26 protein-coding genes are annotated in these 23,008 nt (G+C 51.4%); 2 read left to right on the top strand and 24 right to left on the bottom strand.

Going from position 1 to position 23,008, the window contains the following annotated elements:
* Positions 1-63: 63 nt before the first annotated feature.
* The 8 genes from ACYQ27_RS00700 to twy1 all read right to left on the bottom strand — a co-directional run bounded on the left by ACYQ27_RS00700 (position 64) and on the right by twy1 (position 7,740).
* Complete coding sequence (locus tag ACYQ27_RS00700) at positions 64-1,092, bottom strand: hypothetical protein (RefSeq protein ID WP_460040768.1); 1,029 nt, start codon at positions 1,090-1,092, stop codon at positions 64-66.
* A complete protein-coding gene (locus ACYQ27_RS00695; protein ID WP_460040767.1) occupies positions 1,089-1,571 on the bottom strand; it encodes a hypothetical protein in 483 nt (160 codons plus the stop codon). The genes ACYQ27_RS00700 and ACYQ27_RS00695 overlap by 4 nt, the downstream gene beginning before the upstream one ends.
* The gene (locus ACYQ27_RS00690; protein ID WP_456393975.1) at positions 1,543-1,980 is read right to left on the bottom strand and encodes a hypothetical protein; all 438 of its coding nucleotides are present in this window, start codon (positions 1,978-1,980) and stop codon (positions 1,543-1,545) included. Before ACYQ27_RS00690 ends, ACYQ27_RS00695 begins: the two co-directional genes overlap by 29 nt.
* A gap of 1 nt (position 1,981) precedes the next feature.
* Complete coding sequence (locus ACYQ27_RS00685; protein ID WP_456453737.1) at positions 1,982-2,596, bottom strand: class III signal peptide-containing protein; 615 nt, start codon at positions 2,594-2,596, stop codon at positions 1,982-1,984.
* Positions 2,596-3,255 carry a hypothetical protein gene (locus tag ACYQ27_RS00680; RefSeq protein WP_456453736.1) on the bottom strand — a complete coding sequence of 220 codons (660 nt, stop codon included), beginning with the start codon at positions 3,253-3,255 and terminating at the stop codon, positions 2,596-2,598. Before ACYQ27_RS00680 ends, ACYQ27_RS00685 begins: the two co-directional genes overlap by 1 nt.
* The gene (locus ACYQ27_RS00675; RefSeq protein ID WP_456393981.1) at positions 3,248-4,342 is read right to left on the bottom strand and encodes an FtsZ/tubulin family protein; all 1,095 of its coding nucleotides are present in this window, start codon (positions 4,340-4,342) and stop codon (positions 3,248-3,250) included. Before ACYQ27_RS00675 ends, ACYQ27_RS00680 begins: the two co-directional genes overlap by 8 nt.
* A gap of 8 nt (positions 4,343-4,350) precedes the next feature.
* Positions 4,351-6,600, bottom strand: a complete 2,250-nt coding sequence (locus ACYQ27_RS00670; protein WP_460040766.1) for a prenyltransferase/squalene oxidase repeat-containing protein — start codon at positions 6,598-6,600, stop codon at positions 4,351-4,353.
* Positions 6,601-6,753: 153 nt separating this feature from the next.
* Complete coding sequence (gene twy1, locus ACYQ27_RS00665) at positions 6,754-7,740, bottom strand: 4-demethylwyosine synthase TYW1 (protein WP_460041748.1); 987 nt, start codon at positions 7,738-7,740, stop codon at positions 6,754-6,756.
* A gap of 118 nt (positions 7,741-7,858) precedes the next feature.
* On the opposite strand from twy1, the gene ACYQ27_RS00660 reads away from it, so the two are divergent.
* Positions 7,859-7,999: a hypothetical protein gene (locus ACYQ27_RS00660; protein ID WP_456393987.1), complete on the top strand. Its 141-nt coding sequence runs from the start codon at positions 7,859-7,861 to the stop codon at positions 7,997-7,999.
* A 31-nt stretch (positions 8,000-8,030) separates the two neighbouring features.
* Here the strand turns inward: ACYQ27_RS00660 and ACYQ27_RS00655 are convergent, their stop codons facing one another.
* From ACYQ27_RS00655 to ACYQ27_RS00595, 13 genes are all read right to left on the bottom strand, one after another.
* Positions 8,031-8,627, bottom strand: coding sequence for a HemK2/MTQ2 family protein methyltransferase (locus tag ACYQ27_RS00655; protein WP_460040765.1), 597 nt, complete (start codon positions 8,625-8,627; stop codon positions 8,031-8,033).
* 41 nt (positions 8,628-8,668) lie between these two features.
* A complete protein-coding gene (locus ACYQ27_RS00650) occupies positions 8,669-9,313 on the bottom strand; it encodes a V-type ATP synthase subunit D (protein WP_456393991.1) in 645 nt (214 codons plus the stop codon).
* Positions 9,314-9,331: 18 nt separating this feature from the next.
* Entirely contained in the window at positions 9,332-10,723 is a 1,392-nt protein-coding gene (locus ACYQ27_RS00645; protein WP_456453931.1) for an ATP synthase subunit B, read from the bottom strand.
* Positions 10,724-10,728: 5 nt separating this feature from the next.
* A complete protein-coding gene (locus ACYQ27_RS00640) occupies positions 10,729-12,486 on the bottom strand; it encodes an ATP synthase subunit A (protein ID WP_456453930.1) in 1,758 nt (585 codons plus the stop codon).
* A 24-nt stretch (positions 12,487-12,510) separates the two neighbouring features.
* Positions 12,511-12,819, bottom strand: coding sequence for a V-type ATP synthase subunit F (locus ACYQ27_RS00635; RefSeq protein ID WP_456393994.1), 309 nt, complete (start codon positions 12,817-12,819; stop codon positions 12,511-12,513).
* Positions 12,816-13,925 carry a V-type ATP synthase subunit C gene (locus ACYQ27_RS00630; RefSeq protein WP_460040764.1) on the bottom strand — a complete coding sequence of 370 codons (1,110 nt, stop codon included), beginning with the start codon at positions 13,923-13,925 and terminating at the stop codon, positions 12,816-12,818. Before ACYQ27_RS00630 ends, ACYQ27_RS00635 begins: the two co-directional genes overlap by 4 nt.
* Before the next feature lie 5 nt (positions 13,926-13,930).
* Positions 13,931-14,542: a V-type ATP synthase subunit E gene (locus ACYQ27_RS00625; RefSeq protein ID WP_456393996.1), complete on the bottom strand. Its 612-nt coding sequence runs from the start codon at positions 14,540-14,542 to the stop codon at positions 13,931-13,933.
* 36 nt (positions 14,543-14,578) lie between these two features.
* Positions 14,579-15,067, bottom strand: a complete 489-nt coding sequence (locus ACYQ27_RS00620) for a V-type ATP synthase subunit K (RefSeq protein ID WP_456393997.1) — start codon at positions 15,065-15,067, stop codon at positions 14,579-14,581.
* Positions 15,068-15,081: 14 nt separating this feature from the next.
* Positions 15,082-17,064: a V-type ATP synthase subunit I gene (locus ACYQ27_RS00615; RefSeq protein ID WP_460040763.1), complete on the bottom strand. Its 1,983-nt coding sequence runs from the start codon at positions 17,062-17,064 to the stop codon at positions 15,082-15,084.
* A 1-nt stretch (position 17,065) separates the two neighbouring features.
* Complete coding sequence (locus tag ACYQ27_RS00610; protein ID WP_456453928.1) at positions 17,066-17,377, bottom strand: V-type ATP synthase subunit H; 312 nt, start codon at positions 17,375-17,377, stop codon at positions 17,066-17,068.
* Between the two features lie 214 nt (positions 17,378-17,591).
* Entirely contained in the window at positions 17,592-18,284 is a 693-nt protein-coding gene (locus ACYQ27_RS00605; RefSeq protein WP_456394000.1) for a potassium channel family protein, read from the bottom strand.
* The gene (locus ACYQ27_RS00600) at positions 18,284-19,825 is read right to left on the bottom strand and encodes a preprotein translocase subunit SecD (RefSeq protein ID WP_456453927.1); all 1,542 of its coding nucleotides are present in this window, start codon (positions 19,823-19,825) and stop codon (positions 18,284-18,286) included. The genes ACYQ27_RS00605 and ACYQ27_RS00600 overlap by 1 nt, the downstream gene beginning before the upstream one ends.
* Positions 19,822-20,760, bottom strand: coding sequence for a protein translocase subunit SecF (locus ACYQ27_RS00595; RefSeq protein ID WP_456394002.1), 939 nt, complete (start codon positions 20,758-20,760; stop codon positions 19,822-19,824). Before ACYQ27_RS00595 ends, ACYQ27_RS00600 begins: the two co-directional genes overlap by 4 nt.
* A 198-nt stretch (positions 20,761-20,958) precedes the next feature.
* On the opposite strand from ACYQ27_RS00595, the gene speD reads away from it, so the two are divergent.
* On the top strand, positions 20,959-21,375 hold the full coding sequence (speD, locus tag ACYQ27_RS00590) for an adenosylmethionine decarboxylase (protein WP_460041747.1): 417 nt from the start codon (positions 20,959-20,961) through the stop codon (positions 21,373-21,375).
* Between the two features lies 1 nt (position 21,376).
* On the opposite strand, the gene ACYQ27_RS00585 is transcribed toward speD, so the two are convergent.
* The 3 genes from ACYQ27_RS00585 to ACYQ27_RS00575 are packed head-to-tail and all read right to left on the bottom strand — an operon-like array spanning position 21,377 to position 22,989.
* Positions 21,377-21,883, bottom strand: a complete 507-nt coding sequence (locus tag ACYQ27_RS00585; protein ID WP_460040762.1) for a PUA domain-containing protein — start codon at positions 21,881-21,883, stop codon at positions 21,377-21,379.
* Positions 21,884-21,913: 30 nt separating this feature from the next.
* Entirely contained in the window at positions 21,914-22,462 is a 549-nt protein-coding gene (locus ACYQ27_RS00580) for a hypothetical protein (RefSeq protein ID WP_460040761.1), read from the bottom strand.
* A gap of 26 nt (positions 22,463-22,488) precedes the next feature.
* On the bottom strand, positions 22,489-22,989 hold the full coding sequence (locus ACYQ27_RS00575; protein WP_460040760.1) for a YkgJ family cysteine cluster protein: 501 nt from the start codon (positions 22,987-22,989) through the stop codon (positions 22,489-22,491).
* Positions 22,990-23,008: the final 19 nt, after the last annotated feature.

The raw sequence follows: 23,008 nt of genomic DNA, 5'->3' as shown, positions 1-23,008 counted from the left end.
ACTCCCCCTGGGTCACGCTGAACACCATAACCAACACAGGGGTAAATACAGAGCTCTCCCTCCTCATGACTCCCACATCCAAAGCTTTAACACACCGGGCTCAAGCCTCGGGGCAAGAAGGACGCCGAGTCCATTGAGGTCTCTCATGGTTACAGTACCTGCAAAGGTGTCATCATAAACCCTCATGCCCACAATCTTAACCGTGGTCTGGGTGTTGAACTCCTCGAACAGTGAAACCCACGGGACTGAAACCGCTGTGCTGTTGCCCGTATATGAATACAGCGTGGTGCTTCCCTCTATGATGCTTGCCACCACATCCGATGTTGAAGATTCCTTTTGAACTACTAAAGCTTTTCCTACATCACCGTCCAGCACTGAGAATATCACATATCCGCTCTCATCAGCCGGAACGGTTATTTCAAGCTCAGCATATGGTGGAACATTCTCCTTGAGAACACCCGCCAGAACCTCCTGCCCCTGGAATACATTAACCGTGGAATAGTACACCCTCCTGGCAACGATTACATCCTTATAATGATAGCTTATCCATCTTGCCCCTGCCTTGGAGCTGTTTATCACGCCCTCATCCGTAACGAGGGAGCCATTTATGAATGCTATCCTAAACGTGGGCTCGGAGAGGTTTGATGCGTATGTGTAGGAGATATTCACGACCTGCACCTGCAGCGGGGATGTCGATACAGCCAGATTAACGCTTATGTTGGTCAGATAGATGTCCAGCTGGAAGTCCTTCCATGAGCTGAAGTTGAGGAGGCTCTGCTTTACGGAGGAGAGGTTAACATTTCTGACCATGGCAATAAGCTTTCCATAATCTACAACATATGTGTAGTTTATGCTGCGCAGCCCCACGCTCTTCAGCCCCGAAAGGTTGCTCTCCCAGTTCTCAGGTTCTCCCGCACTCTTTGTGAGGACGTCGAGCATGTTGTCACCGAGGTTGGCCCGTTCATACCATCCCATGATGCTGTTTATCTCCGCCATCACGGATTCGTTGGTGTTGATGACTACCCCGAGCACTATCATCACGAGCACCAGTGAGAGCAGGGCATCGAGCGTGAATATCTGACCTCTCCTCATTCCACCGTCACTTCCACACCTATTATGACCTTCCGTCCGTTATAAACAATATCCCCGTTTACAATCCTTGCGGAGGAGTGCGTCACGAGATACGCCCGGATAAAGTTCAGAATTCCTGCCTCGACGGCATTTACATTGGAAATCGCTCCAAAGTTGGTTATGTTGACCGTGAGGTATATCGTACCATTGACCTCGGAGTATCTAACATCGTTCAGATACAGGTTGTATTTAACCCCCGAACCCAGCAGGGCATTCAGGGAAGAGTAGTTATATCCACCTCCGCTGACGGCAACACCCATGTTGAGATAGCTGCAGGCGATTCCAGCTGAAGAACGAACCAGTGAGAGGATTGAGGCCCCCGTATTGATGCTGATGTAGTTGGGGACTATAACCACTGCCCCGAACATTATTATCCCCATTATGATCAGAGCTTCCAGTGAGGTCTGGGCTTTACGTCCCGAGAGTGACATATATCTCATCCCCCGTTCTGTTCGCATATATCCAGAATTCGGTGGTTGCGCTGGTCAGCGTTATATTCGAGGTTACATGTAGGGGAACCGTGATGTTCTGGACGATGTAATAGCTAACACCGCCAATCGTGGCGTTGAGCTGAAGGGTGTTCGATGTGGAGTTGAGGACTATGGCTATGCTGTCCCCCGCATTTAACCTGAAAGGCAGCTCTTTCCTGATGGAATACCCGTCGCCCATTGCATAGGCCTTTACAATGCTGTCCCTGAGGCTGATCGAGAATATTTTCAGCCGGGCTGTTGCATCAAGCGTCTGTGTGTATGCAATCTGCTCGTTTGCCGTGTAGATTACACTCAGCATCGTTATCGCTATGAGGGTAACCGCAAAAAGGAGATCAAGGCTTAGCTGACCCCGTCTCATTTCAACCACCGGGGTTTATGTTTATTCTCAGCTCCCCTTTGCTGGAATCAAAGCTCCAGAGCTCGCTTATGCTCGGGTTCCACTCAACGATCACCTTTACAGTGGAGCTCAGATTCTCAGGAATGAACCTCAGGCCGTACACGGTCGTTCCGTTTACTGTAATTGAAGACCTGAATGTGGCGTTCCACACTGCGGAATCGTTATACAGCGTCCCGGGGTAGAGTGACGGTGACCAGAAGATGTTTTTATTGGGGCCTTCAAAATTCAGGGAGGGGGTCGTTGAGTTGATAACGGTTATGTTGACCCCACTGTCATATGTTATGAAGATGTAGGGGTTGTTCATGCCAAAGGCCTTTTTGAGCATTTTTGAGTCCCTTAAATATACAAGCCTGACATAACCTGTGGCCTTTGCTCCGGGGCCCTGGGCGTAGACCTGTGAAATCGTGTTTGATATAACGTTTGCAAAATTCTTCTCTTCGAGGCTTATCTGGACAAGGAGGGCCTGCTGTGAAGCGGAATTGCTGCTGAAGGATATGTTGTCTATGGAATAAGCTAACATGATCACCATGATGGCAAAGATGAACATGAATTCAAGGGAAATCTGACCCCTCCTCATCAACCACCACTCTCTGCATTGTTATTTGAGGGGGATGTATTTAACGGTTGCCCACGGGAGATAACCGCGTATCTCTGGCCACCGATTTTCCTGGTCAGAATCCCAAAATAGTCATAGTTGAAAATTTTAAACCCGTACCTGTACGGATCAAGGCCATGCTTATCCAGGAGCTCCCTCATCTCGTCTATGAAGAACTGGGAAAGCTCGTAATATATCAGGTCAAGCTTTTCCCTGCGGTAGCTCCGGGCATACAGCATGAGGGGAATATATGCGAGCCCCAGCACAATCCATGGAACACCCGTGATGGCTGTTGCGATTCCCGTGAGCACTATTATCGCCCCTATAACCCCCCAGGTGATTCCCACAATTCTCTTTATCCTCTTGGCTTCATAGACCTTCTTTTCCCATATGTCAAGGAGCATCGGATTGTAGAAATCAAATGCCGTATGCCTCTTTCCCTTCTGGATTCTCTGCCTGATAAGATCATCCCAGTCATCCTCATAATAGATAACCTCGCCCTTATTTCTCGCCCTCTCGGCATCGATGGAGGAGATAATTCTTATCATGTCCTCAGCGCTCTCGTGGGCGATATGGGAGTAAACCTCCTTCTCATCAAGCTCAAGGGCGACTTCCACGGAATCCTTTATCGCATCAGCCATCCACCTCACCCGGATAGATATCATCAAAGTCGGGCAGCCCCTCCAGCAGCATGCTCTTTTTGGTTTCGGCCTCTTTTTTTGCCTCCATGAATGAACGGGCATACCTCTTGGCGGTTATCACGATGTCCTCTATACTCTGACTCTCGTAAATTCCGCTCAACAGCGTGACGACCTCTATCTCCCTCTCCCTCGGATCAGGATAGAAGCCCCGGAAAATCTGCTTCCCCCTTATCTTTCTCGTCAGATAATCGAGGGCTTCAAATATCTCGCTCGCCTTGAGAACTTCGGGAGGGCCGTGAATTGCGACCAGCCCGTAGAGAGCTGACTCAATGTTTGCCTCCAGATAGAGTCCCTCAGATTCGAAGGATTTTACTATGAGCTTGGAGAGATTTTTAACCTTCTTTGCATCGGCCTTTGCATAGCCCACAGTGGCGAAGCTCCCGAAGGCCTTGAGAACGAACTTCAGGTCGCTGGCATCGAGAGTCTGCTCACCCGGAACATCAATCAGGGCCAGGAGGGAGGCTATTCTCTCCACTATGGTGTAGTTTATCTTCTCATATGCCCTCGTTATATCCTCCCCGCTTTCCTTGAGCTTGTTGTTGTCTATGGCTATTATGGAGTCAGCAACCTTGGAGAGCTTGTCTATGGTTATGGCCGCATTTATGGTTGGCCTTATACCCTCCTCCCTGAGCGGAAGGGCACCGATCGCCACAACGAGGGATTCGGGATACTCCTCCTTCAGAGCCTCCGCTAAGACAGGGGTTCCTCCGGCTCCAGTGCCGCCTCCAAAGCCAAAGGTCAGGAAGAATATGTCGACGTCCTCATAGCCGATCAGGGAGCCTATCTTCCTCATTACCAGCGGCAGATCCCTTTTCATGGCCTCCCTTCCAAGCACGGGATTGGCATTTACCCCCTTGCCGCCTGTAATGGATTCTCCAACCAGGATTCTCCTTTCAGGGGGTATGTGCTTCAGGTACTCAAGGTCGCCCCTCGATGTGTTTACCGCGAGCGTCTCAAAGTCGACGAGTGCAAACAGGTCTGCTATTTTAGTCCCGCTCTGTCCTATTCCTATTATCAGCGCCCTCATTTATTTAATCACCCCACCAGGATTGCCTCCATCTCGGTTAGCTCTATCCTCCCATCTCCGTTTTTGTCCGAATACCTTATTATCAGATAGTCATTGTGGAGATAGCGCACGAATCCGGACTCAAAGAGTGTCCTGACGGCACTCGTGCCCAGGGTGCCGTTGTAAAGAACGAAGAGCACATGCCCGTTTTCGGTTACCCCGGGGATGATGAGAACGGTATCCTTCGTGCTGTACTTCCTGCCCTCAATGCTTACGTAGCTTCCGTTGAACATGTATGAGATGTAGGGGTTGTAGTCATCCACGTTGAAAGTGTTGAATGTTCCGAGTGCAATGTAGTTGTCCTTCCCGGGAACGGTCTCATTTGATATCGTGGTATTAACCCCGAAAAACTTCTGAATTGCCAGCGCCACGGTTTCGGCTGTGCCATTGTCCCCGTTGGGATAGATAACCTTAAACTCCTCCCTGGACAGGGCAATGGCTATATCATAGAGATTGACGTGTGGAATAACCTTGATCTTGCTCAGATACGTGGCCGCCAGGGAGATATCAATCGGGCTGTTCAGATTTATCCTGTTCTCATCGGCCCACTTCATGAGGAGCTCCTTCGTCTCCGATGTAAAGTCATAACCGAACTTCTGCAGCAGATTGGTTACCCTCACGGTGGCTTCAACCTTCGAGCTCTCAGCAATATCCGAGATTTTTGACGAGACCTTCCAGTAGCTCCAGCTCCCATCGGGATTCCTCTGGGATATCAGCCAGCTGATGTACGGCTCTGCCTCGTCCCTTGAGAGGATGGGCTGGAGGGCATTCAGAACCTCCACGGTGGTCATGAGGTTCGGCGCTGTCATGTATGAATAAATGTAGCCTGAGACGTACATACCCCATCCTTTCTTTGAGAGTGAGAGGAGCCATGACTTTGCCCGCTGAATATCGGCATCGCTGGCCGGCACTCCAAGTTCAAGGAGGGCTCCAGCAGCAAATGCGGTATCAAGGGGCTGGGGACCGAGGAGGTCATTCCCCCACAGGCCGGACTGAAGCTTCACGCTCCTTATGGTCTCAATGGCAACCTTCCTCTCCTCATCGGTGAGCACGCCGAATTCGACGAGCGTCTTTATCAAATAATAATAGGCGGGCGTAACCGTGTGGAGCTCTTTAACCCTCTCCGTTTCCCGGATAAAATCCCTTTCAGTCCAGTTCAGCCCCTCAAGAATCCTCGGGCTTCTGAGGTAGCAGGCCTGAAGGCCTTTGAGGGCAAAGTAAGTGCTCCTGGGGTCGGAGCTGTAGCCGGGGTATCCCCATCCCCCGTCGAGGTTCTGGAGCACGCCGATGTAGGTGCAGAGCTTCGAATACGGTGTCTGGGGGCGTTCCTCAGGCTTAAGGAATGATCCTGTAACGGAAAGCGCCAGGAGGGCGTAGGATGATGTGGTAATTATATCCGATGAGGAGAACATCCAGGTCTGAGTGCTCCAGAAGAAACCCCTCTTTTCATCCTCAAGCAGAAGCAGAGCCTTGGCAATATCAAAGTTGAAGGGTTCGTAAAGCGTCAGCGCATAGGTCATTATCGCCCTGGCCTCCGTGCTCGGGGTCTCGTTGAACAGCTTTTCCTTCAGCTGCTTTAGGGTGCTGTTATCCACGGGATAGCCCACAGCCCTGTAGGCGATGAGCTTCAGTCCGAATGCCTCGTCCTCCGGAAGCTCGCATGAGGTGATGTGATTCAGATAGTCAATGGAGCCCTCTATACGCTGATCCTTCCATGTATAGCCAAGCTCCCCGAGGGCCCACACGGCCATTAATGTCGGGTAGCATGCTTCCGCTGTGTCAGGAACATAACCCCACCCGTTTTCACCCCTGCTGTCCAGGATATATCTCCTCCCTTTATCAATTGCCCCGATAATGCTGGAATAAACGTCCTGCCCCTGCATGTACATTCCCTTTACACGGGCCAGCGCAATGAGGGCGTATGAGGTATCCACGATGTCACTCGGACTGTTGGGATAATAACCCCAGCCGCCGTCCTCATTCTGCCACAGGAGGAGTTTTCGGGTTAGTTCATCCAGAACGGGTGAAACATCGACCTCCGTCTTCCCCTTCACCGAATCCAGGGCCATTATGACAAGGCTCAGCTCCTGGGTTCTGGAGATTCTGTTATAAGAGGTAACCAGAAACTGGGTTGAGCCCTGGAGAACAGGAACAGCTCCGACATTTGCATACGGAACAACCATGATTATCAGCAGGATGAGGGTGATTGCTCTCTTCATTGTACACACCTCTAAAATACTGATGCTGCTTTTGAATAAATAAACTTTTCCAAAAAAGGAGGATACTGTTAGTGGATTTAATAACGCCTTAAGGGAAATCGGAAACTTCACAGCTGCCAGATATCCGGCTACCCTGACAACATCAAAGGGAGTTCAGTGCTTTATAAAGCGCTCTTTCTTCGGCACGTCATCCCTCATTATCAGGACAACCCTGCTCGGCTCGTATTCGTCCTCCAGGTGGTATTCCGGGAGGTGCTTGAGGAGTTCTTCGGCAAATGCCCTGATCTCCCCATGATTTGGCATGTTGTTGATTGTAAGGCGGTTCCTCGAAAAGCCGACGAACATGTAGGCTTTGGCCTCCACAAACATGGGGTTTGCCTTCCTTATCAGCTTCGCGTAGCCCTTAGCGTTGTGCATGTTCTCGCCTTTAACCAGCGTTAGCCTGACCACGGTTCTCGTGGGGATGCCGTTCATCAGTTCAAGGAACTCCTTTATCCTCTCCCATCCATCCGGAATCATCGGAACGTTTACGCGGTTGTAGGTTTCGATGTCAGGTGCTGTCAGCGAGACGTAGAGCTGGGTTGGAAGTTTGTCCTCCCTTATCATCTCCTCCAGCCTTTCAGGAACGGTGCCGTTGGTTACTATGAAGGTGGTAAATCCCCGCCTGTGGAACTCCTCAACGAGGTCGCCCATGTATGGGTACAGCATCGGCTCGCCGGAGAGGCTTATGGCTGCATGCCTTGGGTTCCACGCCTCCTCGAACTTCTTCATGTTTATTCCGGGCATTCCTTTGTAGCCCACTATAAGCTTCCTCTGCGCTTTTATGCTCTCCTCAACGATGAATGCAGGATCATCCCATGGTTTTGGCAGTTCCGTTCCAAGAAAACCCTCCATCGGACGCCAGCAGAATATGCAGTTGTGGGTGCACCATGCCGTTACAGGAGTCATCTGCAGACAGCGGTGGCTCTCTATGCCATAGAACTTCTGCTTGTAGCAGAACCTCCCCCTCTTTATGCTCTCCTTTAGCCAGTGGCAGAGCTTGACGGAGCTGTGTTTGCCCACGAGGGCGTAATGCTGCTTCTGAAAGAGTCTCGCAATCTCCTCAGGCATGTTTGGATCAGAGATAACCTTAATCACCATTAGACTCACCTAACCGGGTGTTGGGGAGTGTATTTAAAAAGGTGTTGGAGTTTTATCGCCGAAAAATATTTCGGCAATCGCCAAAAAGTTTAAAAAGGGTTTGTGAATATTGGCATCTATGCTGAGGGCACAATCACTGATGGTGATAAAGAACAGGGAAAAGGTCTTCGAAGTTGAGGCTGTCGAAGAGGAATACGAGCCCCCCGAAAAACCGCGGGTCAGGTTTCTTCAGGAGGTTCGGAGGGTTCACTCAGCCTGAGCTGGTATCAGGAGTATTAAAATTCTGATCATCAACCAGCCCCATGAATTAGCCGGGCTCCTATAAGGACTATATCCTCAAAGAAGAGATGCTTCTTGGCTGTTACCTCCGCTTTAAATCCCGCATTCTCCAGTTTCTCCAGGGTCTCCTCCACCCCTGTTATTGAGCTCTGAACGATTTGAATCCTCCCCCCCGGCCTCAAATAATGCCCGGCCTCCCCAATAAATCTATCCAGAACCTCCCTTCCCCTCTCTCCGCCCACAAGAGCCATATCTATCGGTTCTTCAGGTTTGCCCGGCAGGTAGGGAGCGTTGAATGTTATGAGGTCAAATTTTTCATCTTCATCTATGCCCTCAAAGAGGTCGCTCAGACGGAATTCCACGTTCTCTACCCCATTAAGCCCTGCATTCTCCCGTGCCAGTTCAACCGCTGTGGGGTTTATGTCAGCTCCTATCACAAATTCCGCTTTTCTCGCCATCAGAAGGGCTATTATACCTGTTCCCGTCCCCATGTCAAGGGCAAAATCACCCTCCCTGACATCCAGATTCTCGGCGAGAAGAAATGTATCCTCAGCGGGCTCGTACACCTGCGGATGAAGCCTGAGCTTGAGGCCCCTGTAATGCAGCATGGCAAACACCGGGAAGGGAAATAGGAGTAGAAATGGAGAACTCAGGTCTCGGCTCTGGCCTCGATTATGGCTTTGACCCTCTTGAGCCTGAAGAAGTTCTCCCTCTCCATCTCATCGAGACGCTGCTTTATGAACTTAACAGTCTCCTCCATCCTGGGGATTATGATGTACTCAAGGGCATTTACCCTTCTCTTTGTCTTTTCGATTTCATTTGCAAGCCTCTTGAGCGTCTCCTCCACCTCGGCGAGGCGCACCGCGAGCTCAAGGACTTCCTCAAATTTCTCAGCAGCTGAATCAACCCTTGGGGAGCTGGAGATGAATGCATATCCCCTTTCGTCAGGCCTCCTCCTGAAGCTTTCCGCCTCTATCAGAGGAACAGGGACGCCCATGATGTTCCTTCTCCTTATCTCGACTTCCCTGTTGGGTTTAACGCTCAGGGCAATCTCCTTAAGCCTCAGCATGCCGGTATCTATCTCCGCCATGCGGAGCACCTCAAATGCCTCGGCCATTTTGCTGTTCAGCTCCCGCCTCAGGCTCAGCGCCTCGTCGTAGATTGTGAAAAACTCCATTACGAGGGCGTCCTGTTTATCCTTCAGGAGTTTGTGGCCTTTTTTAGCCAGCTGAATTCTCTTCCTGAGCTTGAGGAGCTCCATTCTTGTGGGCTTGACGTTGAGTATGTTCGCCATTGAAACCACCTGAGGAGCTCAGTGCTCCCTCTTCCTGTACTTCGGGTGGTATTTGAGGATGTACTCCTTCCTGACACGCTTGAGCTCGCTCTCCGGAAGTCCGGCCAAGAGCTCCCAGCCGAGGTCGAGGGTCTCAAAGATGCTTCTGTCCTCATCGTATGCCTGGGCAATGAACTCCTTCTCGAACCTGTCGGCAAAGGCCAGATACTTTTTGTCAGTCTCGCTTAAAGCTTCCTCACCGACAACCGCAACCAGATCTCTCAGAGATCTGCCCTCAGCATAGGCTGCATAGAGCTGCTGGGCAAGCTGTGGATGCTCCTCCCTCGTCCTGCCCTTTCCTATACCGTCCTTCATCAAACGGCTGAGCGAAGGCAGTACATCAATCGGCGGGTAAATTCCTTTTCTGTGAAGGTCTCTGCTGAGAACTATCTGGCCCTCCGTGATGTAGCCCGTCAGGTCTGGAATTGGATGGGTTATGTCATCGTCTGGCATCGTGAGGATGGGCATCTGGGTAATGCTCCCCTTCTTGCCCCTGACTCTGCCCGCCCTCTCGTAAATCGTGGCCAGATCAGTGTAGAGGTAGCCGGGGTAGCCCCTCCTTCCCGGAACCTCTTCTCTTGCGGCGGAAATCTCACGCAGAGCCTCACAGTAGTTCGTCATGTCGGTCAGTATAACTAAGACCTGCATGTCGTAGTCGAAAGCCAGATACTCGGCAACCGTCAGCGCCATACGCGGGGTGATTATTCTCTCTATCGCCGGGTCGTCGGCGAGGTTCAGGAAGAGCACGGCCCTCTCTATTGCACCTGTTTCCTCAAAGCTCTTCTTGAAGAAGTTGGCCTCCTCGTAGGTGATTCCCATTGCAGCGAAAACCACCGCGAACTGCTCCTCCTCACCCAAGACCTTTGCCTGCCTGGCTATCTGTGCAGCGAGCATGTTGTGCGGCAAACCTGAGCCGCTGAAGATTGGCAATTTTTGCCCTCTAACGAGCGTGTTCATACCGTCTATTGCCGAGACACCTGTCTGAATGAAGTCCCTCGGGTAGGCCCTCGCAACCGGATTGAGCGGAGCACCGTGCACATCCCTTCTGTCCTCCGGGATTATCTCAGGACCCCCGTCAATCGGCTTTCCGGTTCCGTTGAAGACCCTTCCGAGCATATCCATGCTGACAGGGACTTTAAGCGTCTCACCTGTAAATCTAACACGGGTCGTTTTAACGTCCAGGTCACGGGTTCCCTCAAAGACCTGAACAATCGCCATGTCCTCCCTGGCCTCAAGAACCTGTCCCTTCCTTTTCTCCCCGCTTTCCGTTTCTATCTCAACAACTTCGCCGTAAGCCACCCCCTTAACTCCCTGAACGATCATGAGCGGCCCGTAAATTTTGCTGACTGTGGAATACTCCATTCCCGGCATCTCAATCACGCTCCATATTTCTTAAGAAGTTCTTCAAACTGCTCATCCGTCTCATTTATGAGGGCCTTGACCTTCTCAATATCCGGCTCGAACTTCATTCTTCCTATCTTCTCCCTCACGGGGAGCTTCGCTATCTCCTCAACAGGAACACCCTTGTCCACGGCCTCCATGGTTTTATCGTAAAAGTTGAGCAAAACGCGCATCATCGTGACCTGCTTCTTCGGCGGGCAGTATGTATCGACCTCATCGAATGCATCCTGCTGGAGATAGTCCTCCCTTATCATCCTCGTCACGATCAGAACAGCCCGCTCCTTCTCGGGCAGCGCATCCGGACCAACTATCCTCACAATTTCCTGAAGTTCCGCCTCCTTCTGGAGCAGACCCATTGCCCTGTCCCTCATGGCCTTCCATTCAGGGTCGACGTTCTGATGCCACCAGTCCTTGATGGCATCTATGTAGAGGGAGTAGCTTGTGAGCCAGTTGATGGCAGGGAAGTGCCTCCTTCTGGCCAGATCAGCATCGAGGGCCCAGAAGACCTTGACAACTCTCAGCGTGTTCTGGACGACAGGCTCGCTGAAGTCACCGCCGGGCGGTGAAACCGCTCCTATGACCGAGACGCTTCCAATCCTCCCGTCGCTTCCGAGGGTTATTACACGGCCTGCTCTTTCGTAGAACTCGGCAATTTTTGATGCAAGATATGCGGGATAGCCCTCCTCACCTGGCATCTCCTCAAGTCTCCCGGAGATTTCCCTCAAAGCCTCCGCCCACCTGCTCGTGGAGTCAGCCATCAGAGCCACGTCGTAGCCCATGTCCCTGAAGTACTCCGCTATTGTAATTCCGGTGTAGATTGATGCCTCCCTTGCTGCGACGGGCATGTTGGAGGTGTTTGCTATAAGCACAGTCCTCTCCATGAGAGGCTTTCCGGTTTTGGGGTCTTTCAGCTTCGGGAACTCCTCAAGAACGTCGGTCATCTCGTTTCCGCGCTCACCACATCCGATGTAGACAACAACCCGGGCATCGCTCCACTTTGCGAGCTGGTGCTGGGTAACCGTCTTGCCGCTTCCGAAGGGCCCCGGAATTGCGGCGGTTCCACCCTTGGCCTGGGCGAAGAAGGTGTCTATCGTTCTCTGGCCTGTGATTAGAGGAACTTCCGGCGGGAGCTTGGTCCTGTAGGGCCTCTTCTTTCTGACGGGCCACCTCTGGTACATCTTAATTTCCCTGACCTCTCCGGCGGGGGTTCTGACCTTCGCTATGACCTCCTCGATTGTGTATTCTCCCTCATCCACTATCTCAACGATTTCACCCTCAATCCCCGGGGGAACCATAACCCTGTGTTCTATGATGCTCGTCTCGGGGACGACGCCGAGTATATCCCCGCCGGTAACCTTATCGCCGGCCTTAACCCTCGGCGTAAAGTGCCATTTTTTGTCCCTCGGCAGTGCAGGGGCTGTTAAACCCCTTGCAATGAAATCACCGCTTTTTTCCCTGAGAATTTCAAGGGGTCTCTGAATGCCGTCGTATATTGATGTCAGCAGACCCGGCCCGAGCTCAACGCTCAGCGAGGCACCTGTTCCGATCACAGGTTCTCCCGGCCTTATACCTGCCGTTTCCTCATAAACCTGAATGATAGCCTTGTCCCTTTCGAGTCTGATGATTTCCCCGATGAGGCCCATTTCACCGACCTTGACGACCTCGTACATCTTGGAGCCTCTCATATCATCCGCAACAACCAAAGGCCCGGTAACCCTAATTATCCTTCCCATTTTCCTTCACCTCTACCATTATCCTTACCTCTTCAGCTCAACACCTATCGCCTTCCTTACAATTTCCCTAAGCTGCTCTTCACCGAAGCGCGAACCTGTCTTATCAGGAACCTGGAGGATGATTGGAAACGTGACATCAGGGATTTCAATTCTCTGAGCCAGCCTTTCCGTTATGAAGATTATACCAATATCCTGCCGTTCAATGAGCTCCTTAATCTTGTTTCTTGCCCGCTCCGTATCGAGGGCGGTTTCTTCAAAAGAATAAACCTCATGGACTCCGGCAAGCTTAAAGCCCAGCGCAGTGTCCGTGTCGCCCATGACAGCTATCCTCATGTTAGCTCACCCACAATCTCCTTTATCCTCTCGGGGGGTATGCCATCCTCAATGAGCTTTGCAATGGCCTTAAGCTTTCTGACCTCGGCCTCTTTCCTGAGTATGAAGTTTAGGGGCACTGCCACACTCAGGGAGTAGAATCTGGTTAGCTCCCCAATTCTCTGCCTGATGTATCTCTCAAGCTCCCTGTCGAGAATTGAAAGATCCCTCTCAACCTCCTCCCTGACATTCCTTATGACCCCTCCGTACTTTGTTGAGTCGAGCTCGGCGAGCGCCATTCCAAGGTCATCCACATTGAGCAGCGTGTCGAGGGTCCTTCTGTTCAGGGTTCCGCCGGGAATCAGGGAGGGCTTTATGACATCCGCCTTCAGCCCGTGAGCCTTGCCCCTCAGGATTGTGAGGAGGTTGAGCCTGTCGATTTTGAGCCTCACGAATTCCCCGAGTATTATCCTCTCCTCGTCCTTTCTGGAGTCTGCATATTCGAGGAGCTTTGAATAGTGCATCCTGTAAAGCTGTGTCTCAAACTCATCAACACCTATCTCTCCAAGGAGGAGTCTCTGGTAGATTTCCTCATACTCGGTTCCCTCAAGGATAACGAGAATCTCCTCCATGCTCTTGGCATCCGCCATTGCCTTTATCCTGGGAACCATTGTGCCGAGGTCGGTTATATAATTAACAGCCGGCTCTCCGCTGATTTTAGCCTTAACAACGCTTGCGATATTCCGGATATCCCATTCCTGCAGGAGCAGCCTGAAGAAGGGATTAACCCTTCCGGGCAGAATTTTAAACATCAGGCTGTAAACCCCGGCAAGAGCCCTGTCCAGAGCCCTGTCTATTGATTCCGCATCATAGCTTGGAAGATTGCTCAGATAATCCCTGTAGTCGCTGTCCTCAAGGTTGATGACGAAGTTGCTCAGGGTCTTTGACTCCGCAAGCTCGTTGAACCTCTGATCGCTGAAGAGCCTTGCCTCCATTGCCATAATCCTGGCATTTGGATAGGAATACGGTGTGTACTTCCAGAGGATTCGGGTCGTCTTGTATCCCACCCAGGTGAATATCAGGGCAAGTGTGGTGTCGAGGATTCCAGTTACAGCGGTTACTTCCATCCCGATCACCCGAATAGCACGCCGGCGATTTCAGCCCTCAGCTCGCTTCTGAGCCTCTCCATTCTCGCCTCAAACCTGTTGTCCACCCTGACCGTTCTTTCCGGGCTCTCGATCAAAACTCCCCCTATAGTATCCACCTCTTCCCCGAGGGTAATCTCAACATCCCTGCCGAACTTCTCCCTGACCCTGGCCGCGAAGTCCTCGAAGTTCCTTTCAATAAGCTCAAGGGTGGCCTTATTGGAGCTTATGAAAACCCTGTCCTCATTGATCTCCCGAATACCCTGAACCGTCAGGTCAACCAGCATCCTGTAGTATTCCTCCTCCGGGAGCTCCATGAGTTTTTCCCTGAGGGCTTTCAGAACTTCCCCTATAAGCTCCTCCTGAAGGGCGAGCTTCTTCTTCCTGACCTCCAGCTTGGCACCGGCAATTATCCGCTGTTTTTCAATCTCCGCCTGCGTCTGGGCTTTTCTGAGTATCCACTCTGCTCTGGCCCTTGCCCTCCTCTCAGCCTCGGCCCTGATCTTCTCCGCCTCTTCCTTTGCCTGATTCAGGATATAGTTTATCTTCTGCTCTGCTTCCCTGTTGATTTCCTCAATGATGAGCTGTGCCCCTTCCATCGTTTCTCCTCCCGTTAAGGATTGGAGGAAGTTGGGTCAGAACCCAACTCCCGTGACTATCATTATCAGAGCACCGACGAGACCGAATATGGCCATTGTCTCAGCCATGGCGGCGAATATGATGCCCTGTGTGAAGGTCTTGGGGTTCTTGGCAACAGCACCTATGCCAGCCGAGGCAATTATTCCCTGCGGGATTGCGGAGAGGCCCGTGAGACCGACTGTAAGACCGGCACCGAGCAGTATGGCACTCTTTACGATGTTGGTCATATTATTCGGGTCAGAGAATTTGAAGCCGCCTCCGAGGATTCCTGAAACCATCAGTATCAGGAAAAGCGTGATGAGGCCGTAGATACTCTGGGTCATTGGGAGACCCTCAAGTATCAAAGCGTTTTTGAAGTTCTTTTCGTCCTCCGCGACTGCCCCAGCGGCAGCTGCACCGGCTATACCGACACCGAAGGAAGATGCCGCTCCGGCTATTCCGGCGGCCAGAGCCGCCCCCAAAGATACGTAAACTATCGGATCCATCCTTCAACACCTCCTTAAGCTTCAAACTCCAGTTCCAGTTTTGAGATTTCTCTTTTGGCCCTGAAGGGCTCAAATCTTCTACCTTCACCTGAGTAAAATGTCCCGAAAAATTCAACATAATGCAAACGTAAGGAATGAACGAAGGCTCCAAGGGAGTTTATTGCGGTCGAGAAGAACTGACCGCCTATGAAGAGAGGGATGCCGAGCACTATGCCTATCGGGACTGCACCTATCCTGATTCCCCAGACCATCTGGACGAGGATGTTGACAACCATTGCTATGCCTGCAGTCGCTAAAGCCAGCGCCATCAGCCTTGCGTAGCTCAGCCAGTTGCCCACAAATCCAAAGAAGTCGGAGATTATGAGCAGGGCTGCCAGTCCGCCGTTCTTGAGTTCGCTGAGCACGAAGAGCACAAACCCCGCTCCGAAGAGGCCCTTGGCCGGTAATGCAAGTCCCGGATAGTCCTTTGAGATTACGAAGAGCACCACGGCTATTATTATGAGCATCCATGAAAGCTGTTCCAGCAGAGCCTCCTTCGTCTCACCGTTCCTGAGTTTAACCATGAAGCCAATCGTGTAGCCTATGAACATGTGGATAAGGCCTATTGCAAGGGCAATTTCAAGCACAGTCAGGGCGCCTTTCATTGTATCCAGCAGCCTCGGCACGTGGATGCCCGCAAGGTCAAGGGCATTGCCGAAATAGCTGCCGAAGAGGATTCCAAGGAGCATCGTGAAGAAAGAGCTGAAGAGGAGTATGTTTGCAAACTTCCATGTGCCGTCCCTGAGGTGTTTGTGCCCCTTTATCAGCAGTGCAGCAACGATGCCTATTATAAGGCCGTACATGAAGTCAGTGAGCATGAAGCCGAAAAAGAACGAATAGGTGAATGCCATTATCGGCGTCGGGTCAAACTCGTTATACTTGGGAACACCGAACATCTCGGTGAGCATCTCAAATGGCTCTATAAACTTCGGATTTTTGAGCTTGATGGGGATTTCGTCCAGCTCTCCGGGTTCGGGGTCTCTGATGCTTATGTATGCCTTATTCTCGGTTATCCTTCTGATTCCACCCACCACATCGGGGACCTTCTCCTTCGGGAGCCAGCCCGTCAGGGCAAATGTCATATTGGTTCTCGCAAGGCTGCTCAGTATCGTGGCTTTGTCCCTCTCATTCTCCATCAGCTCGTGATAGAAAAGGACATCCTCATAGTACCGCTCTGAGAGCCACTCGGCCTCTTTTCTGGCCTTTTCGAACTCCGCCTCCTTCTCCCTTAGCTTTTTTCTGTATTCAGCTGCAAGCTCCCCGGGGGTTCCCTTCCCCTCCGGAATCTCAAGCCTCTCCAGGGAGTGTTTGGCCAGAACCGGGTTTGCCTTCTCATAATCCTTCCTCAGGAATACAAAGAGCACCAGATACCTGTCCTTGAGCTCCTTTGAAATGCCAACGAATTTTTCACCAACTGTCCTCTTCAGGTCTTCAAGCAGGGGTGCGTGTTTATCCTTGTCCACTGTTCCGACGACTATTTCGAGCATATCGGTTGATTTGAGGTACTCCACCTCGATGTTGAGGACGGAAAGGAGCTCCAGTATTGCAATGCCTGCCCTTATCCTCTCCATCTCGGTCTGCGTTGCGTTCAGCTTGCCCTCAACAGCCTTTATCTCCGGCTCAACCTTCTCAAGAAAGGTCTCCACATCCTTTATCAGCTGCTCGATTCCCCTGTACCTGTAGGTTTTTTTCTTCTTTTCGGGAGGGAAGAAGAACTCCCTGAGTCCTCCACCGCCCTCCTTTTTATGGGCCCTGAGAAAATCAACGAGGCGGGAGATTCCTATGCTGTACGATGCCGCTTTTCTGTAGAATTCATTGGGAACATCCTTCTGGGCGAGCTTGACCTCAACCTCCCTGACCTCAACAGCCCCCTCCTCATGAAGGTACGTCAGGACCCTGTCCTTATACCTCCCGAGGCTGATAACCTCGATCTTGGCCATCTCCTCAGGTTTAAACATTTCAGCTCCCTCTTACGAGCTTTATTCCTGCATCAATGGCCCTTTCAAAGTTCTCAACCGCCCTCGCCTTCAGCTCCTCAAGCTCCTCGTCACCCTGTTTGAGAATGAGACTGGCCTCTTTTTCACCTTCCCTCTTCTTCTCCTCGATTAAAAGAGCGCCTTTCTTCTCCGCCTCCTCAATGATCTGCCTTTCAATGGCTTTGGCCTCCTCCCTTGCCTTTAAAACGATCTGCTTGGCCTCTTCCTTGGCCTTTTCAATCCTCCCCTCTGCTGCCTTCTCAGCATCAACAATCTGTTTAATGACCTCCTCCATGATGAGCCCCCCGATGAATGTGAAAAAATACACACCAGAATTGGCTTCAGCACCTGCCTTAAATAATTTATGGTCTGCACTTGGCTACTGTATTCCCGCTATGGGCCTTAGAACCCTGAAATGACTACTGTGTCGCTGTTAAGAACGTCAAAGCCCTGAAATTGAACATGCATGAACACAGCAAAAGGAAGAGAATAAAAGAGCAAAGGAATGCTCAACCGTGTTCTTCTTTTTTCTTCTTCTCAAGTATGGATTTAATTTCATTCAACGCACTGTTCTTTGCAAAGACTATAACCTGTCCCTTGCCGGGCAGCTTGGTATCACCCGAGGGGATTGTGAGGTTCCCCTTTTCATCGTAGACCGCTATTATCAGGGAATCCCTCGGGAGATTCAGGTCCTTAACGGCTTTCCCTGCGATATCCTTCCCCTCATCGATTTTGAACTCGACTATCTCCGCTCCCTCACGCGGGAATAGAACCCTGTTGAATCCGGGGGTTATTATGTTCCTGAAGATGTACTCTGCGGCTATCTCCTCAGGAGAAATTATGAAGTCAAAGTACCTGCGGAAGTCCTCAATCTCCTCAAACAGGGCTTTGTTTTTCGGATTGCTTATCCTCAGTATCGTCTTGATCTTCGGGTTGAGGTGCTTGGCCAGAATGCAGGCAAGCAGATTGGCATCGTCCTTACCTGTGAGGGCGGCAAAAGCGGAGGCCTGCTTTATGTTTGCCTCCTCAAGGATTTTCTGGTCCGTTGCGTCGCCTTCTATTACGAGACCGTTGAGGAGGAACGAGAGCTCCTTGGCCCTCTCCTTGTTCATCTCGATTATTGTGACGTCATGCCCTTCGTTCTCAAGCATCTTGGCCACAAGGTAGCCAACCCTGCCCGCCCCCATTATGATTACGAACATCACTTCTCACCCGCAAGGAGGTATTTGGCGATTTCAGCATAGGCGGGTCTTGTTATGCCTATTCCTATGAGGACGCCGAGTATGGTCGTCACGGCAAATCCCTTGAGGCTTCCGACGAAATACACGAGCAGGAATGACATTGCCACAACGGTTGTGGTGGCCGAGGCGAGTATGACGAAGAACGCCCTCCCCATTCTCCTCAGCATGCCGAGCCTCCTCGAGATTCTGCCTGTGCTCTTTCCTCCGAGGAGCTCGTCCGTTATAACGATCTGCTGGTCGACACCGGTACCTATGGCAGCTATTATTCCCGCTATACTCGGCAGGTCGAGGTTCCACTTTATGAGGGATGCCACCCCGAGGATGATTATAACCTCAAACAGGCTTGTCGAAGCCACCGGAATGGCTATCTTAAGCCTCCTGTAGTGGAAATAGACTATCAGCAGCACGGCAATCAGAGCACCAATCCCTGCATAGATCGCCTGATTCTTGAAGTCCTCACCGAGCCTGGGCGAGATGAACTCCATGCCCACGACCCTGAGCTTGACAGGCAGCGAACCTGTCTGGAGCACCGTTGCTATTGTATGGGCCTCCTGCATGGCGCTGAGCCTGTCCGGGGAGGAACCCTGTATCTGGACGTCCTGCCTCGGAATACCCTCTGCCAGCCCGGCCCCAACAGCATAAGGCCCATAGAGACCGAGAACCCTTGTTATCAGCGCTTTGTTGCTCTCTCCATTGGCCTGAGTCGCCGTTCTGACGGTCAGGCCTTCGGCCGTAGCCTTTTCCTCAACCGCCTTTGCAAGATTGCTATCCACGTTGATAAGGACTATCCTGTCCTTCTTCATATCCCTGGCCATTTTGATTATCTCATCGGCGCTCTGGTTTTTGTATATGACCGGGGTTATGTGAAAGGCCTTTGTAACCCTCTCCATCAGGGTGGGGGCTGTGGGGGCCTGGGAATTGAAGTCGGTGCTGTTCATCTCATCGTAAATGCTCTTGGGCATTATCATGAGCGAGTTCTCTGGGACATCAAGGAAGAAATCAACCGGATAGCCGGCCTTACCCTTGGCAAGCTGGGCAAACTTTTCAGCCGCAGCCTTTGAAATCCTGAAGGGAACCTCCCAGCTGGTGTCCTGAACCTTGTACGGGAACACCTGTTCAACATCCTTCCCTGTTGCAAAAACATCCCCCAGGAATTCCATGTAGAAGACACCCTGCTGCTCAATTACCTGCTTTATTCCCTGTGCCTGCTCCGCCGTCGTGACATTGGCGACCTTGACGAGGATTATCTGATTCCCCTGAGCCTCCACGGTTATATCCTTAACACCAAACGTGTTGAGCCTGTTCTGGAGCGACATTACGACCGTGCTCATAACATTGGATGAGACCGGTTTCTCCGTCTCCACGACGAGGGCGACTCCACCGCTGATATCTATACCGTAGGTGAGAGGCCTGACGGCCAGCGTGAGAATTGACCCAAGAAGCACGAAGGTAAGGAGCAGCACCCTCCAGTTCCTGAGCAGATTTTTTCTCTTCTTACTCATTTTTTAACCCTCCCTGCACCCTTGCGGAGAATATACCATCTGAGAACCCCGGCATTGAAAACCCAAGTGTTCATGAAATCAGCTAAAAGACCGAATATGAGGACGATGGCTATGCTGTCTATAACCTGGGATGTTGATATTGCGAGCAGCACTATAAGGGCTCCAAGGGTCGTTGTGCTCATCGTAAAGCCCGTCGAAACCGCGGAGAGGTAGGCCTCTTCAACGGTGTCCTCCTTTCTCCTCAGCAGCCTCGTTGTCAGGAGGATGTTGCTGTCGACGGTGTAACCTATGAGCATCAGCAGGGCGGCTATTGTCGCCGTCGTCAGCTGAATGCCCACAACCGACATGAGGGCAAGCGCTATCGTCATGTCAGAAAAGGCTGAAAAAACTATGGCGCTTGCAGACACAGGGTTTCTGAAGAAGAGGAAAACAACAACAGCCATACCGATGAAGGCAAAGACTATTGCCTTGATTCCCTGCTGCTGGGCTATCTTACCGAACGTGGGCTGAACCTCACTGTGGGTATATTCAGCGTTCGGATATCTGGCCCTCATAATCTTGATTATTGCGGTTGGATCGGTTCCCACAGGAGCGTATATCCTGACACCCTTCTGATTTATGCCCGAGAAGCTCTCAACCCTTACCTGAACCCCGAGCTCCCCGCTCACATACTTCGCCAGAGCGTCGGGATTTGCGTCAATTCCCTGGGCAGTTACGACAACGCCGCCCCGCAGGTCAATTCCGAGCGTCGGAAAATGCACCGCAAGGATCAGAGCGGCGATTATGAAAACCGCCAGAGGTATCATTATCATCTGTCTGATATTCATCCTTACCAGAAATCCCAGTTTTTCCCGCTTTTTATTTCGCATGCTCTCTGAAGCAGAACGCGGGATGAAGTCTTCAGGCTTTTTCTTTTTGGTTCTGGCCTTTGCCATAATTACACCCCTTTAAGATTTTTTACACAGTGCTGGATTTCCATGTTCTCAATTGCTCGATAGTTGGGGGTAATGAGTTTTAAAATTAATGGTCGCTGTTAATCAACCTTGGTGTGGTTTTACCTTCCGGGGCATATTCCACCGGCAGGGGCTTAAGTTTAAAAGGCGAATGTGGGAAGTTGAAGATAGGTGAGAGCCATGGAGACGATAGGATTTCACTATGTTGTCGAGGCAGCGGGCTGCGATGAAGAAATCCTCCAGGATGCTGACAGGATAAGAAGAATTTTCCTTGAAGCCGCTAAAGCCGGCAGCATGGAGGTTAAAGCGAGCTACTTTTTTAAGTTCTCCCCCACAGGCGTGAGCGGTATGGTTATAGTTGCCGAATCCCACATATCCATCCACACATGGCCTGAGAAGAGGTATGCGGCCATAGACGTCTACACCTGCGGCGAGACAGCTGACCCCGAGAAGGCAGTGGATTACATACTCGATGCTATTAAGGCCGAATACGCCCACGTCTCTGAAATAAAGAGGGGCATAGAGGAGGACGATGACACATTTACCCACATGATCCTCACATGGGAGGAGAAGCTCGACAGGAAGAACGGGAAATAGGCTAACGTCTCCTCCTCAGAAACTCCCCCACATCGGTAACGTTCAGGATAAATTTTTTTCTGCTCCCCGGATTTATTCTCCCTATCCCAAGGGGAATGCCATTTTCATCCAGGATAACCAGCTTCTTTGTGCCCTGCCAGCTGTATCTCCTCACGCCGCTCCTCGGCACGTCCTTTCCGGTCGTGAAGAGGAAGCCCGCCTTTGGAGTCAGAACCGCGTAGTTCTTCCGAACATCAACGAAGTAGAAAAACTCCACGTTGGGGTAGAACTTCTCGACGAGGTTCTTATCCACCTTTATGGTGCCGACGAAGCTTCCAAAGGCGTAGGGCTTGAGCTTTAGATTTTCAATATCCCTCCAGACACGCTCATTGACGGCATAAACGTCCCTGAATTTGCCCTCCACCACGGCAAAGAAGTTATGTCTAAGCTCGCCGTACTTCTCTGCCTCCCTCAGTATGAGGTCAAGCTCCCATGATGAGGCACGGCGGTATCTGAGTTCCCTCTCCATGATTTTCCCCTCAACCTCAGGCTTAAAAGCTTAGCCCGTCGTGTTTGAAGGACTGACGTTCTCGGGAGGGGCAATGATAACGGTGGCGTTATCCGGGATTTCCCCTGTGTGGACGTGAGCGTGGTAGTCCTGAACGACCCATTGTGCCGTTAAAGCACTCACGAGAGCCGAGATACCGAGGAGGGCCATCACCACGAAGGCGAGCCTAGGAGAAACCCCGGCCCCACGGAAAAGAAGAAACATTCCAACGAGAGACGAGATAAACCAGAGTGCGAAAAGTCCCATGAAAAATGGTGATTCATTGAGGGACTCCATGATAACAGCACCAGAGCCAACCGCCCCAATCCCGAAGTAAGCCACGCCGAGGGGCCTGCCCTTACGGAAATCAGGGGTGGAAAGATTGTAGAGAGCAAAAATCCCCAGAGCGAAATAGCCGATTACAAGAGGAGGCAGGGCCCAATGGAGGGAGTTCGGAATTATTACGGAGAACATAACGGCTGGAAAGCCGTAGAAGGCCAGGTTAACCCCTGCCTGAATGAGGAAGAGAGCAGGCAGCAGGTAGGATTCCCGGTCCGCCATGATAAAAGTTTGTCCAGCATGTATATTTAAGTTTCGAGTTCATTGAGCTCGGCCATGGTTCTCTCGAACTCCCTCTCGAATTCAACACCGAGCTCCGCTATCTCCTCGGGGGTTATCGTCGTTTCCGGCTCCTCCGCATTTATTCCGGGACAGCTCTCATCGTAGTAGAGCCACAGGATTTCGCCTTTGTACTCGAAGGGCTCTTCGCCATCAACGCCGAGGGGTTTATGGGAGACCATGAACGGATAAATCCGGCAGACCAGGGGATTGTAATCGTGGATTCTGCATTTCCCTGTTTCCGGGTCGTGGAAGACGCAGCCGAGATCCCACTCCCTGTAAGCCATGACAAATCTTATCCTCCCGTTTTCAGCCGTGAGGAGGACGAAATCCTCCACATCATGCCCCTTCCCGGCTATGCGCTCTATATCGTGCAGCGTGAGATAGATAAAGCGCTCCCGGCAGCAGTCCAAACAGAATTTGCACTCAAAATTAACCTTCTCCCTGAAGGGTTTCGGTTTGAATCGCATGCTTCTCCTCCATGGTATG

Source organism: Thermococcus atlanticus, assembly GCF_054657855.1.
Note: the sequence above shows the minus strand (reverse complement) of the source record. Positions and strands in the feature narration are given on the sequence as shown.